We start from the raw sequence: 12,907 nt of genomic DNA, 5'->3' as shown, positions 1-12,907 counted from the left end.
CCCCGCCATCGGCCGCCGGTATTTACAGGCGGGCTTCAATCGCCGCGGCGAAATCACGGCACATCTGCTCGTCGCCGTTAGCGTTATCGGCCAACACCGCATCACCATCCACAACGCGAATATGCGCCGCCAGATCAAAGTCGGCCGGCGGTTGCGGCCGCTGCGCAGCGGCGGCAATCGCCTGCTGTGCATCATGCCAGGCCTGCTCCACCGTCTGGTTACAGGCTTCGGCCAGGTAATCCGGATTAAAGCCTTCGCCGGTCAGGCTGCGCAGCGTATCGTCATGGCTGACGCTGTTGCCCGGCAGCCAGTAATGCCGGGCCAGATCGGGGCCAATCGCCGGGTTATCAGTCAGGTAACCGTCACGTTGAAGGAAGAACTGCCGGGTTTGCTCTACCGCCATCAGCGCCAACAGATACCCTTGATAGGAACAGGCGGATTCCAGCGACAGCAGGTGCGGGATCGCCAGCGTCGGGCGCGGGCTGCCGCTGATGCCCAAAATCTTCTGTTCGATATCACGCGCCAGTTGAGTAATCGCCGCCGGCGTGCGCTGCTCATCGTCCCACTGGTAAAGCGCCCATTCAAAATACGGCACCAGCAGAATATGGCGTTCGTTAAACGCGCGCATCGGTTGGCGGGCGGCAATGCAGGCCTTGATCAGTGCATCCGGTACCGGCTCATCGGCGGCGTTTTTCGCATAGCGCTTCAGCCAGTCGGCATCATCCAACAGGCTATCGCAGAACATCGACTGGGTTTCGGCATAGGCCATGGAGGTCGGCGGGAACTCCTGGGAGAAACACGGCGCATTCTGGCAAATGTTAGCAAAGTGCGCCGCGTGCCCGCCCTCATGGAACAAGGTGTTCAGGCCATTGGCGCCGCTGCCCACCTGCCCCGGCTGCGCCAGGCTAGTGAAATTGATCTGCGCCGGCTGCCATTTGCCCTGCTGGATAAACGCCGGCACCGGGCTGTGCATAAAGCCATTTTCATATTTGCCTTTGCGCACCAACAGATCGAGGTTCAACTGCGCGCCGCGAAAACCAATATGCAGCCGCTTGAAGCTGTTCACCCAGCGCGCCAGCGACTGTGCAAACGGGAAGTAGGGATCGAGCTGGCGCGTCACGTCGCCGGCGCTGGCAAAGCGCAGGTTCCATGGCGCCAGCGCCTGCTCACCCTTGCTGGCGGCCAGTTGCTGCAGGCTGCGCGCATTGGCAGCGCGCGTTTGCTGTTCGAAGCGGTCCAAAATAGCGAACAATTGCTCCGGCGACATCCGCTCGGTTTTGTTCACCTTGTAATCAAAATAGTTGCGGTAACCCAGTTGGCGGGCAAAGCGGTTACGCAAGCCGATCAGTTCCGGCAGGCCGTTATGCAGCAGCCATTGCTCCAGATCGCGCAGTGCGGTTTGCGAACTGCGCCGATATTCTTCATTTTCGTTTGTGGCTTGATTAGTGAGCAGTTCGCCGAGAGAAGCCGGCACCCGCTCCCCCTTGGCGTTCAGGTGCTCCACCGGGTAGTCTTTACGGCGGTTATACAGATCGGCTTCGGCGGCGATGATTTGGTCCAGCAGCACCTGCGCCTGTGGATCTTCAATCGCGTTACAGTCAAAAAAGCGCAGCCAACCGTTCAGGCCGTGCAACAGTGCCTCTTTTTCCGGGCTGTTGGGCTGGGCTTCAAGCCCGGCCAGCATTTGGCGAATCTCCGGCAGGCGGCGCGGCTCGGCGATAAAACGTTTATAGGCGCTTTCCGCCGCGGCAAAGCGTGCCGACACATCCTTACCGCCGGTGCCCATATAGTTTTGCCAGAATAATTCTTCTTTGTTGCGGTGAACGTTGAGGTAATCCTGGTTCAATTGGTTGAAATATTCGAGAGCCTGTTGCATAACCATCCTCTAAGAAAATACGCCGGTTTTTTCAGTATATTCCCAATAAATTCCGCGTTGCACGATGAATTAACACATCGCGGATTTAGGGCTATGGCAGGCAGGCGTCGCACAAACTCGCCAGCCCATCTTCCAGCGTCGCCGCCACGCCGGCCGCGACCAGGCAACAGGCGATTTGGCGCTGGATCGCCGGCGGGATGGGCACATCCCCGGCCAGGCAGCGCTCCGTCCAGCGCGCCGTGCTGAGCGCATCCTTCTCCGCTGGCAGTTGCGCACTTTCATCTTGCGGCGGCCGTTCCATCAACACCCGCTGCTCACCGCCAACGATGTAATGGATCTGCGGGCAACGCTGTGGGTTAGCGTAGGCTTCGCCTTCCGTACCGTGCATCAGTAACCCGCGCCCGCCAATCTGGCGGAAGAACGAACCGACGCGCTCCACATATTCCGGGTGAGAAACGCTGGCGATGCGCAGCACATCGGCGGCGCCAAACGGCGTGGCCAATTTGGCCAGCGTATGCGCACTGTTGCGCACCCCCATACGCCAGCGCAGGCCAAGTTGGCGCTCCAAAGGCGCAGACAGTGCGCTCACCGGAATAAACACCGGTTCGCCCGCATCCAGCCGCTGCTGGGCATGGGCCGCGTCTTCCGACCAGGGCATGCCCAACGCCTGGAAAATTTCCGCACTGGTCACCCGGGTGCGGTCGTCTATCACCCCGTGCACCACCACCGGCAGGCCGACTTTGGCCAACAGCAATGCCAGCAGCGGCGTAAGGTTCGCCTGCCTGCGCGCACCGTTGTAGCTCGGCAATACCACCGGCATCGGTTTGCCCTGCGGCAAAGAAAGCTGCATCACCTGCTGCTGCATGGCGTGATAAAAACCGAGCATCTCGGCTTCCGCTTCGCCTTTGATACGCAGCGCGATCAACACGCCACCCAGTTCCAGCGGCGGCACATCGCCGGCCAGGATCGCCTGATAAAGCTGGAAAGCGGTTTCCTGATCCAAATCGCGCGCATGATTCTTGCCACGGCCGATTTCTTTGATAATTTTGGTGTAATCCATGGCGGGGTTCCCCTGGTTTGCCTGCGGCAAGCAGGCCTTATTCATGTATTTGCGCACAATTATGAGTTACCCGCTGCACAGTTGTACATGGCAATCATCAGCGCCGGCGCCGCCGAGCAAAAGGACTGCCGGGCTTTTTCTCCTTTTTCGCCGCCGCCGCGGCGGATTTCAGCGCCGCCAGGTGCGCTTTATCGGCCTCCGGCACCGCGCGCTGTTCGATCGGGAACACCGGTAATGCAGCCAGCAGGCGGGCGCCGTAATTTTTGGTCAGCAGGCGGCGATCGTAAATCACGATTTCGCCGCGGCACTGCAAGCTGCGGATCAGGCGCCCCACCTGCTGGATCAGATTAAAAGACGCACTGGGCAAGCTTTGCACCTCGAACGGATAGCGCTTAAGCGATTTCAGCCACTCCCCTTCGGTGAGGATCACCGGGCTGTCGATCGGCGGGAAAGCAATCTTGTGAATATGCACCTGGGTCAGTAATTCGCCTTTCAAATCCAGCCCTTCGGCAAAAGACTGCAGGCCAACCAGCACGCTGGCGCTGCCGTTCGCCACCCGTTTGCAGTGCTCTTCCACCAGCCGGTAACGGGGTTGATCCCCCTGCACCAGCAGCATCAGGCGCAAATCGGAGACATAGCTGAGAAAGGTGTGCATCGCGCGGTTGCTGCTAAACAGCACCAGCATGCCTTTATGCTGCCCACCGGCCACCTCGGCGCGAAAACAGCGGGCCATCTCTTCCAGATGCTCCGCCTCATGGGCCAACACCGGTTCAATACGCATTTGCGGGATAACGATTTTCCCCTGCTCAATGTGATTGAACGGCGAAGCCAGGACTTCGAAGCGATCGCCGGCCTTTTCATTCAGCCCGCTCATTTCCTGCAGGCGGGCGAAACTGTTCAGGGAACGCAGCGTGGCCGACGTAACCACGACATGCGGCACATTGCGCCACAGCAGTTTTTCCAGTTGATCGCTCACACGGATACCGACGCAATGCAGATACAGGTGGGTGACGTTATCGCGCTGTTCGCGCGTTACCCACTTGGTGATCGGCGCATTGGAGGATTTTTCCAGCGCCGCCAGGCGCCACAGTTTGGTCATTGCATCCAGATAGCCAGAGGTGCGGTTCATCTGCAAAATGGCCCGGTGCAGGCGCATGATGTCATGCTTGCCGCTTTGTTCGGTCAGATCGTTGAGGATAAACTCCGCCAGGCCGCGCAGCGCATCGGTCAGTTTGAATAAACGGCTGCAGATCTCGATCATCTCTGGCGGCAACTGCCCCATTTCAAAGCGATGCTCGGCGGCAACGCTGTCGCCCGGCAGGTAAGCGCTCACCTGGTGCTCAAAGGCCTGCACCAGTTCACGCATCTCTTCGCAATGGTTTTTCAACCGCTCGGGGTTGGATAACCCCGGCGGGTTCTTTGGCCGGTACTGCGTGATGCATTGCTCCACCTGGCGCACGATCAAATCAAGCTGCAAATTGGTGGCCAGCGCAGTGATTTCACCTTCGATTTCCAACGCGTCGCGCGCCACTTCCGGCAGGTGGTGGCCTTCATCCAGCACCAGCAGCAGTTCTTTCGGGTTCGGCAGCACCGATTCGCTTTCCAGCGCCGCCATCACCAGCGCATGGTTGGCAACCACCACATCGGCACTCTCAATTTCCTTGCGCGCAATGTAAAACGGGCACTCACGAATATAGTGGCAGTTGCGCCCCAGGCAGTTGGCCCTGTCCGTGCTCAATTTGCCCCACAGCGCATCGTTAATGCTTTGGGCATAGTGATCGCGCAGCCCGTCCCACTCGTGGCGGCTGAGGGCCTTGGCCAGCTTTTGGCATTGCGCCTGTTCTTCACCGCTGGACGGCGCCAGTTCCTCCTCATCCAGGTACAGCATCAGATCGCCCTGCTCCGCCGCATCGGTGCTCATCGCCGCCAGGTTACGCGGGCAAACATAGCGCCCACGGCCAAACGCGCCGGTGAATTTCAGATCGGGGATGATTTTTTTCAACAGCGGCAGATCTTTACTGTAGATCTGGTCTTGCAGCGCCACGTTAGCGGTGCTGACCACCAGCGGTTTGCCTTCGTCCCGCCCGACGGCAATGCCCGGGATCAGGTATGACAGCGTTTTGCCGACGCCGGTTGGCGCTTCGATCGCCAAATGGCGCGGATAGTCGCCGGCCAGGGTTTTCGCCACTTCGGCGATCATCTGGCGCTGCGGTGCGCGGGAAATAAAATCCGGTATTTGCTGCTGCAGGGCTTTGTACCACTGGCCTATTTGATTTTTTACTGCGGTGGTGAGCGCCATTCAACTCTTATCTAAACGAAATGATGGCGCTATTGTCCCACAGACCACCCGCGGCGTCAGCCCGAGTTACGGCTGGCCTAGCAACATTGCGATGCGCCCCGCGCTAAAGGACCATGCATCGGCCTCCGTGCAGGCAATGATTACCATCACATCTTCTGGCCGCAATTGCAGGTTCTGCACCAGCAGCGTAGTAAGGCGCTGATAAAAACGCTGTTTGGTGGCCGTGCTGCGCGGGCGGCCGCTGGTAATATAATACAGTGTATATACTCTAAATAATTCGAGTTGCAGGAAGGCGGCGACGCAGCGAATCCCCAGGAGCTTACATAAGTAAGTGACTGGGGTGAGCGAGGAAAGCCAACACACCTGCAACTTGAAGTATGACGAGTATAATCCGCAGAACGCGGCCCGCCGAGCTAATCACGATCGTATATCAGTTCGCCCGGTGAGTACTGATCGATCGCCTGGAATTTGTCCGCCGCGGGCACGTCAAACGCGTCCACCAGCGCCTGGTGCAACGTATCGGACAGGGTATGCAGATAGTCGTTCGATTTGCCCCGTTGCAGGGCGATACGGGTGAAAGGCATGGTTTACTCCCCCAGATCGCGCAGGCGCGCGATTGCAGAGGCCGCTGCCGGCCAACCGGCATAAAACGCCAGGTGAGTGATCGCCTCCGCCAGTTGCGCCGCATTCACGCCATTGCGCTGCGCCAGTTGCAGATGGAAAGGCAATTGCTCCACGCAGTTCAAAGCCACCAGCGCGGCAACGGTGATTAAACTGCGTTCGCGGCGGGTCAGTTCCGGCCTTTGCCAGACATCATCAAATAAAACGCGATCGCTCAGCTCGGCCAGCTTCGGGGCGATATCACCGAAAGCCTGTTGTCCGGCGGTGTGTTTGCTATGCATGTAATCCTCCTGTTGTGTGCAATAGCATTACCCTACCCGCCGGTTACAGTGGTGAATATCGGGATTTTTTGCATTGATGGTTTATAAAAACAGGATTATAAACCTACCGCCTGCTCAGCCCCGGCTGGCTACGGCTGCTTTATCAATTAGCGCAGGTTTTCCCCGCCGACGTAATCAAAAAACTGCCTTTTAACGTGGCATTACTTTGGCTAAAGGTTGTGCCCTTCGCCAGGTAAACGCCTTGCAGCGTTAGCGCAATCGGGTTAGCGCTGCTGATGCCGCGCAGTAGCACCGCGCCCGAGGTTACGCTGGTCACATTGGTCAACGTGATATCCCGGAAGGTTGGCACCCGGTTGCCCGCAGTGTTGTTCTCATACTGGGTATCCATGACGATCGGGTTTTTCACGTTTTGCATGCATACCTGGTTGTATTTCACGCCGGAAACCACGCCGCCACGGGTGCGATCGCTTTTGATCCGCAGCCCGCTGGTGGTGCCGTTTAACGTCAGGTTGCTAACATCAACGCCGCTGACGCCGCCGTTGGTTTCACTGCCGATCGACATGCCGTGCCCTACGCCAAACTTATTGTTCACAATAGAGATATTGCGCGTTGGGCCGTTATTGCCGGCTTTTATCGCCACGTTGTCATCCCCGGTGCTGATGCTGCTGTTGATGAGCGTCACGTTCTGCGAGGAGATCGGATCAAACCCATCGGTATTTCGGGCGGTTCCCGGCGTATTGATGGTGATCCCCCAGGCGGTTAAGCCGTCCACCCGATCGCTAACCACGTGAAAGTTAGGCGAGTTTTTCAGCGTGATCTGGTAGAGCTTAATATCCCTGGAACTGTTGATTTGGATAAGACGCGGCGCATTCTGGCTCAGCTTTTTGGTTTTTGCCTCCGTCGCCAACTGCCACCAGCTTTGATTTTTCCCTTCCATAACCACACCACCCTGGCCGTCGATGGTGCCTTTGCCGTAAATCCCACTGCCGGTGGCGCCGCTGACGGTGATAAACGCCTGGCAGCCCTTGCCGGATTTATCCAGCGTGCCACATGTCTTACCGCCGTTATCAAACGCCGTTGGAGAAGCCTTGGCCAGCAGCGTGACGCCCTGATCAACCCACAGCCCCACCCCGGAAGGCAGTTGCAAGGGGCCGGCATAGAATTTATTCGCGCTGCCTTTGGCGACCAGGCGCACACTCTTGCCTTTGGCGCAGGCGTTCAGCGCTTTTTGAATACTCGCCGTCGCATCGCCGTTGGTGGCGCTAAGCACGCTGCAACTGGCCGGGATCACCGGGGTTTTTACGCTGCGGCTGTCGGCTGCGAAGGCCGCCGGCAAATGGCTGCCGATACACAACGCCAAGGCGCTTAATGCTATTTTTTTGTGTGAATATTTCATGTCTATCAATTTCCTTATCAGGTTAAACTGTGCCTCTGATGGCACGACGAGGCTAGTTTGCTGAAACGATTCCGCTAAATCACGCCCAGCGGGTTGTGCAATTACCCACACAAAAATAAATGTCTTACCCACCAGGTTGGCAGTACAAAAAAACACCGCTTGTAGCCAGTATTTAGATATCCACATAGAAATAAATCTTTTGTCATAAATACATCACAATAAATTGGTAAAAATTCTGCGCTGCGATAATTTCGACAGCATCAACTGATGATGAGAAGCGTCTTTCAATCGTATAAAGCAGGAAAAACCATGAAACGTAATCTTCTGGCCGTTATTATTCCGGCACTTTTAATTGCGCAAGCGACCCAGGCAGCAGAAATCTACAATAAAGATGGCAATAAACTTGATTTTTACGGCCGGGCAAAGGCACTGCATTATTTTTCCGATGACACCAGCAATGATGGTGATAAAACCTATGTCCGCATCGGTTTTAAAGGCGCGACTCAAATTACTGATGCACTGACCGGCTACGGCCAGTGGGAATATCAGATTGCCGCCAACCACACTGAATCCGAAGGCACTACAGACACCAAAACCCGTCTTGGCTTCGCCGGTTTGAAATACAAAGATCTTGGTTCATTCGACTACGGCCGCAATTACGGTATTATTTATGACGTTGCCGCCTGGACCGATATGCTGCCAGAGTTCGGTGACGACGCTTACATCAAAACCGACAACTTCATGACTGGCCGTACTAATGGCGTGGCCACTTACCGTAATAACGACTTCTTCGGCCTGGTTGATGGCCTGAAATTCGCCGTGCAGTACCAAGGCAAAAATGAAAACGACGGCCGTTCCGCCAGCAAGGCAAACGGCGACGGCTGGGGGATTTCTTCCAGCTACGAAATTGTTGACGGGATTAGCGTAGGTGCCGCATACGCCTCCTCTAACCGCACCACCACGCAAAAACTCGGTACCTACGGCAAAGGTGACAAAGCGGATATTTGGGCAACCGGCCTGAAATATGACAACAACAACCTGTACCTGGCAGCGACATATTCCGAAAGCCATAACCTGGCGCCAATTTCCGGCACTGCGCAAATTAACAACACCTCAACCAGCGTTAGCGGCTTCGCCAATAAAGCACAGGGGTTTGAAGTGGTCGCGCAATACCAGTTTGATTTCGGCCTGCGCCCATCGTTGGCTTATGTTCAATCAAAAGGTAAAGACATTGAAAACGTCGGCGATGCCGATCTGGTGAAATATATTGATGTCGGCGCCGTTTATTATTTCAACAAAAACATGTCTACCTATGTTGATTATAAAATCAACCGTCTTGACGACAATAATAAACTTGGCTTGAAAAACGACGACGTAGTCGCCGTTGCACTGACCTATCAGTTCTAAACCACTGCGTTTGCTTCATCTTATTACTCGTTTTTATTTCGCCGGGGCGCTGCACCCGGCTTTTTTATTTTTTCCCTGTTCGCCCCGCCAAATACCAAACTTGCCTGATAAAACAAACGGGTATAGGCTAATTCCGGCTTATGCATCGCGCTGCACTCATCATGATGATACTACCGCCCTGCGCCGGCATTCCCTGCCCGGCCACCATAACAACCAACAGAGAGTTATCCTTGATATGGCAAAAATACGTTTCAAGCAGATCGCCCTTGGTGCCGCCACCGGTATCGCCTTACTCACCCTGGCAGGCTGTGCTCAACAACCTGCACAGCAGCGGCTGGGGGATCAATCGGTTCTGGCCGTGAACTGGTTCCAGCAGTCCGGGGAATATCAGGCGCTTGCGCACCAGGCCTTCAACAGCGCGCAGCGCGCGTTCGATCAGGCCAAACCGGCAGCCGGCAAGAAAAAAGCGGTCGTGGTCGATCTGGATGAAACCATGCTGGATAACAGCGCCTATTCCGGCTGGCAGGCACAGCAGGGCAAACCCTTCGCCGCCGCAAGCTGGGCCGCATGGTCGCAAGCCGAGCAGGCGCTGGCAGTGCCAGGCGCCGTGCAGTTCGCCAACTACGTTAACAGCCATGGCGGCACCATGTTCTACGTGTCCAACCGTAAACAATCGGAATACGCGGCCACCGTCGCCAATATGCAGAAGCTTGGTTTTACCGGCATGTCGGAACACACGGTATTGCTCAGCCAGGATAGCTCAAACAAGCAGGCGCGCTTTGATCGCATCAAGAACGCGGGTTACGACATCGTGGTCTACGCCGGAGATAACCTGAACGACTTTGGCGCCGCCACCTACCACAAAGATAACGCGCAGCGCCGGGCATTTGTCAGCGCCAACCAGGACAAATTCGGTACCGAGTTCATCGTGCTGCCCAACCCGCTGTATGGCGACTGGGAAAGCGGGATGGCGCCGGGCTACAACACGCTAACGCCGGAGCAAAAGCTGCAGGTGCGCCAACAGGCGATCCGCGCCTGGAGCGGGCAATAAATCGCTGCCTTTCCCTCTCCCACCGGAGAGGGAAGCGCCCCGCCCAACCGGCATTACATCACGCCGCACAGCGCGATAAAAATCAGCATGCTGAGCGCCACCGCCGCCAGCATATTACGCAGGAAAAACGCCAGGATAACGGCTAACACGGCGCCCCACAGGTAAGGGTTGTCCGGCAGGGCGCGCCATTGATCGCCGTCGAATGCCACAATCGGTCCGCAGATCGCCGTCAGCACCGCCGGCGCCGAAAATCCCAGCAACGCCTTGATGCGTGGCGGCAGCCGCAGCGGTATGTTCGGCGCCAGGAAGCAATAACGGTTAAAAAACACCACCAGCCCCATCAGGGCAATCGTCAGCCAAATCACGCCTGCCCCCTGCTGCATAACAGCCCAACCAGCATTGCCGCTACGGTTGCAAGCACCAACGCCCCCGGTACCTGATAAGCGTGCAGCGCAATGGATAAGCCCAACGCGGTCAGCACGCAGGCCAATACCGGCAGGTTGCATACCCTCGGCACCACAATGGCGATAAAGGTGGCGGCAATGGAAAAATCTAACCGATAGCGGCCCATATCGCCCACGCTATCGGCGGCAAATACGCCTAACCCGGTCGATAAAAACCAGCACAGATAAAACATCAGGCCCGCGCCCAAAGCATACCAGCGGTTAAAACGCGCGGGGTGCCGATCGCCGGTCAGCGCAAACAGTTCGTCGGTAAGCAAAAAACCCAGCAGCAGGCGCCAGCGCAGCGGCAAGGGGGAAATACGGTCACACAGCCGCAGCCCATACAGAAAATGCTGCGCGGTGACGAAGAACGTGGAGACGACGATCGCCAACACCCCGGCCCCGCTCTTCATCATGCCCATGGCAACCAACTGCGATGCTCCGGCAAAAACGAGCGCCGACATGCCCAGCCCCTGTGCCGCCGTCAGGCCGCTTTCCCGCGCCATCGAACCGGCCAGTATGCCCCAGGGCAAAACCGCCAGGCACAGCGGCAGCATCGCCACGGCCCCTTGCAACGCAGGGCGCCAGCGAGGTAATGCGCTGGGGAGCCGTGCCGACATGCCGCCGGGAGAGGAAAGTTTATGCATGGTGTTCTCCTTTGATTATTCGGAGAACAGCGTAATGCGGCCAGGTGCAGGAGATCTTGCACCCAATTGCACATTATTTCAGAGACTTTACATAGTCACCGGGGGTCACGCCCATCGATTGACGAAAATGGCGGTGGAAATGGCTTTGATCGTGAAAACCGCAAGCCAGCGCGCTATCAAGCACGCTATAGCCGGCTTTCAACATGCCGCGCGCCTTACGCAGACGCGCCTGAATCTGGTAGGCATGCGGCGGAAGGCCGGTCACCTGTTGGAACTGGCGCAGCAGGTAGTAGGGGCTGAGCGCCACGCGTTCCGCCAGTTCCAGCAGGGAAACATCGGCTTCCGGATAATCATCCAAAAACCTCCTGATACGCGCCACCTGGGTCTGCGCCCGGCTTTGCGCGGCGGGTTCACCGCGGCTTTTGGCGTGGCGCAACATCAACCAGGTGAGCGCTGAAAACACCATGGTTTCTTTCAACAGGCGGTTTTCATTGCTGTGCAGCAGCGTGAAGGCCAGGCGCAACTGCCCCGCCAGACCGGCGTCATACACCACCGGGTTGGGAAAGTAAGGGGTAGCCCCGGCGCTGGTTTTGAGATCGCGCGATAAAAATGCCAGCATCTCCGGCGTTGGGTACATCGCCTGATAGGCCCAACCGCCTTCCGTCGCCGCGCTGCCGGTGTGGATCTCATCAGCATTGACCAGAATAATGCTGCCCAGCGGGGCGACGTGCTCCCCGCCGGTGCGGTAGAAGCGCTGGGCGCCTTCATCAATCACCCCCACGCAGAACCCCTCGTGGCTATGGCGCGCAAAGGTCTGGCGCTGGTAGCTGGCTTGTAAAACTTCCAGCCCGCCCAGATCGTCCACGTGCATAAAATTCGTCTGCTCCCGGCGACCGCGCCGGAGCTTGCTTTGCATAACCCTCTCCCCACTGCATAACACGGATTGCCGCCGTGCGGGGCAGCATTTCCTGCACGATCGATTAATGATACACAGCCTATCATTCACTGGTATGCGCCGTTTTGTACAAAATTGCCCGGCGGCAGTTACCGGGCAATGCGGTTTCAGAGTAATGACATTGAGTTAACCCAGATAGTGCGCTAGCGTTATCATGAATTAATCATGAAGAATCAAGGTGCTGCGGAAAATATGGCAAAAAACACGTTAGGACATGGTGACTCTTCCGCACATTCCGTCAGTGAACGGTTACTGACATTATTAAAAACCCAGGGCCCGCAACAGGCCGCCGAAGCCGGAAAAATGCTGGGAACGACCGGCGAGGCGGCACGCCAGCAGTTTGTCAAACTGGCCAAAGAAGGCCTGGTCGAAGCCGTCGCCCAAACGCGCGGCGTGGGCCGGCCATTGCAGATCTGGCACTTGACACCGGCCGGCAACGCCCGTTTTCCAGACACACATTCGGAATTGACCGTCCAGCTATTGCGAAACGTCCGTGATAAGCTCGGCGAACAGGCGCTTGAACTGTTGATTGAAGCCCGCGAGCAGGATACCCGCATCAACTACAAACAGGCGATGGTCGGGGCCGCCAGGCTGCAGGATCGCGTCGCGCGGCTGGCGGCGATCCGCTGCCGCGAAGGTTACATGGCCGAATGGCATGAACAGGAAGACGGCACGTTTTTGCTGATCGAAAACCACTGCCCGATCTGCGCGGCGGCCAGCATTTGCCAGGGCTTTTGCCGTGCGGAACTGAGCGTCTTCGCTGAGGTTCTGCAGGCACAGGTGGAACGCAGCGAACACATTTTGTCCGGCGCGCGCCGCTGTGCCTACCGTATTTCACGGCGCCAGTAGTTCATTGCTCAATACGCCCAGG

Annotated in this window: 12 protein-coding genes and 1 pseudogene; 3 read left to right on the top strand and 10 right to left on the bottom strand. The window is 57.2% G+C overall.

Annotated elements, in window-relative coordinates; genetic code table 11:
* Positions 1-22: 22 nt before the first annotated feature.
* From ABFX35_RS03200 to ABFX35_RS03170, 7 genes and pseudogenes are all read right to left on the bottom strand, one after another.
* Positions 23-1,876, bottom strand: a complete 1,854-nt coding sequence (locus ABFX35_RS03200; RefSeq protein WP_346079119.1) for a M3 family metallopeptidase — start codon at positions 1,874-1,876, stop codon at positions 23-25.
* A 91-nt stretch (positions 1,877-1,967) separates the two neighbouring features.
* A complete protein-coding gene (gene ybiB, locus ABFX35_RS03195) occupies positions 1,968-2,936 on the bottom strand; it encodes a DNA-binding protein YbiB (protein WP_346079117.1) in 969 nt (322 codons plus the stop codon).
* A gap of 97 nt (positions 2,937-3,033) precedes the next feature.
* The gene (gene dinG, locus ABFX35_RS03190; RefSeq protein WP_346079115.1) at positions 3,034-5,235 is read right to left on the bottom strand and encodes an ATP-dependent DNA helicase DinG; all 2,202 of its coding nucleotides are present in this window, start codon (positions 5,233-5,235) and stop codon (positions 3,034-3,036) included.
* 66 nt (positions 5,236-5,301) lie between these two features.
* Positions 5,302-5,598, bottom strand: coding sequence for a tautomerase family protein (locus ABFX35_RS03185; protein WP_346079113.1), 297 nt, complete (start codon positions 5,596-5,598; stop codon positions 5,302-5,304).
* Positions 5,599-5,651: 53 nt separating this feature from the next.
* Positions 5,652-5,819 (bottom strand): annotated as a pseudogene (locus tag ABFX35_RS03180) (tautomerase family protein); the annotation flags it as partial.
* A gap of 3 nt (positions 5,820-5,822) precedes the next feature.
* The gene (locus ABFX35_RS03175; protein ID WP_346079111.1) at positions 5,823-6,137 is read right to left on the bottom strand and encodes a carboxymuconolactone decarboxylase family protein; all 315 of its coding nucleotides are present in this window, start codon (positions 6,135-6,137) and stop codon (positions 5,823-5,825) included.
* Between the two features lie 142 nt (positions 6,138-6,279).
* The gene (locus tag ABFX35_RS03170) at positions 6,280-7,533 is read right to left on the bottom strand and encodes a glycoside hydrolase family 28 protein (protein WP_346079109.1); all 1,254 of its coding nucleotides are present in this window, start codon (positions 7,531-7,533) and stop codon (positions 6,280-6,282) included.
* A gap of 309 nt (positions 7,534-7,842) precedes the next feature.
* On the opposite strand from ABFX35_RS03170, the gene ompC reads away from it, so the two are divergent.
* Positions 7,843-8,940, top strand: a complete 1,098-nt coding sequence (gene ompC / locus ABFX35_RS03165) for a porin OmpC (protein ID WP_095845305.1) — start codon at positions 7,843-7,845, stop codon at positions 8,938-8,940.
* Between the two features lie 235 nt (positions 8,941-9,175).
* Positions 9,176-9,991, top strand: coding sequence for a 5'-nucleotidase, lipoprotein e(P4) family (locus tag ABFX35_RS03160; RefSeq protein WP_346079107.1), 816 nt, complete (start codon positions 9,176-9,178; stop codon positions 9,989-9,991).
* 53 nt (positions 9,992-10,044) lie between these two features.
* Here ABFX35_RS03160 and ABFX35_RS03155 read toward each other — a convergent pair whose 3' ends face one another.
* The 3 genes from ABFX35_RS03155 to ABFX35_RS03145 form a co-directional block, all read right to left on the bottom strand.
* The gene (locus ABFX35_RS03155; protein ID WP_428832158.1) at positions 10,045-10,374 is read right to left on the bottom strand and encodes an AzlD domain-containing protein; all 330 of its coding nucleotides are present in this window, start codon (positions 10,372-10,374) and stop codon (positions 10,045-10,047) included.
* Positions 10,353-11,081, bottom strand: coding sequence for an AzlC family ABC transporter permease (locus ABFX35_RS03150; RefSeq protein WP_428832157.1), 729 nt, complete (start codon positions 11,079-11,081; stop codon positions 10,353-10,355). Before ABFX35_RS03150 ends, ABFX35_RS03155 begins: the two co-directional genes overlap by 22 nt.
* 73 nt (positions 11,082-11,154) lie before the next feature.
* On the bottom strand, positions 11,155-11,997 hold the full coding sequence (locus tag ABFX35_RS03145) for an AraC family ligand binding domain-containing protein (RefSeq protein ID WP_346079106.1): 843 nt from the start codon (positions 11,995-11,997) through the stop codon (positions 11,155-11,157).
* 231 nt (positions 11,998-12,228) lie between these two features.
* Between ABFX35_RS03145 and ABFX35_RS03140 the strand changes: the two genes are divergently transcribed.
* A complete protein-coding gene (locus ABFX35_RS03140) occupies positions 12,229-12,885 on the top strand; it encodes a helix-turn-helix transcriptional regulator (RefSeq protein ID WP_346080834.1) in 657 nt (218 codons plus the stop codon).
* The last annotated feature ends 22 nt before the right edge of the window (positions 12,886-12,907 follow it).

Origin of the sequence: Gibbsiella dentisursi (genome assembly GCF_039539505.1) — a bacterium.
GTDB classification, from domain to species: Bacteria; Pseudomonadota; Gammaproteobacteria; order Enterobacterales; family Enterobacteriaceae; genus Gibbsiella; species Gibbsiella quercinecans.
Note: the sequence above shows the minus strand (reverse complement) of the source record. Positions and strands in the feature narration are given on the sequence as shown.

Coding starts and splice junctions, on each gene's coding strand:
- ABFX35_RS03200 (WP_346079119.1), bottom strand. CDS start 1,876: ATGCAACAGGCTCTCGAATATTTCAACCAATTGAACCAGGATTACCTC.
- ybiB (WP_346079117.1), bottom strand. CDS start 2,936: ATGGATTACACCAAAATTATCAAAGAAATCGGCCGTGGCAAGAATCAT.
- dinG (WP_346079115.1), bottom strand. CDS start 5,235: ATGGCGCTCACCACCGCAGTAAAAAATCAAATAGGCCAGTGGTACAAA.
- ABFX35_RS03175 (WP_346079111.1), bottom strand. CDS start 6,137: ATGCATAGCAAACACACCGCCGGACAACAGGCTTTCGGTGATATCGCC.
- ABFX35_RS03170 (WP_346079109.1), bottom strand. CDS start 7,533: ATGAAATATTCACACAAAAAAATAGCATTAAGCGCCTTGGCGTTGTGT.
- ompC (WP_095845305.1), top strand. CDS start 7,843: ATGAAACGTAATCTTCTGGCCGTTATTATTCCGGCACTTTTAATTGCG.
- ABFX35_RS03160 (WP_346079107.1), top strand. CDS start 9,176: ATGGCAAAAATACGTTTCAAGCAGATCGCCCTTGGTGCCGCCACCGGT.
- ABFX35_RS03155 (WP_428832158.1), bottom strand. CDS start 10,374: ATGCAGCAGGGGGCAGGCGTGATTTGGCTGACGATTGCCCTGATGGGG.
- ABFX35_RS03150 (WP_428832157.1), bottom strand. CDS start 11,081: ATGCATAAACTTTCCTCTCCCGGCGGCATGTCGGCACGGCTCCCCAGC.
- ABFX35_RS03145 (WP_346079106.1), bottom strand. CDS start 11,997: ATGCAAAGCAAGCTCCGGCGCGGTCGCCGGGAGCAGACGAATTTTATG.
- ABFX35_RS03140 (WP_346080834.1), top strand. CDS start 12,229: ATGGCAAAAAACACGTTAGGACATGGTGACTCTTCCGCACATTCCGTC.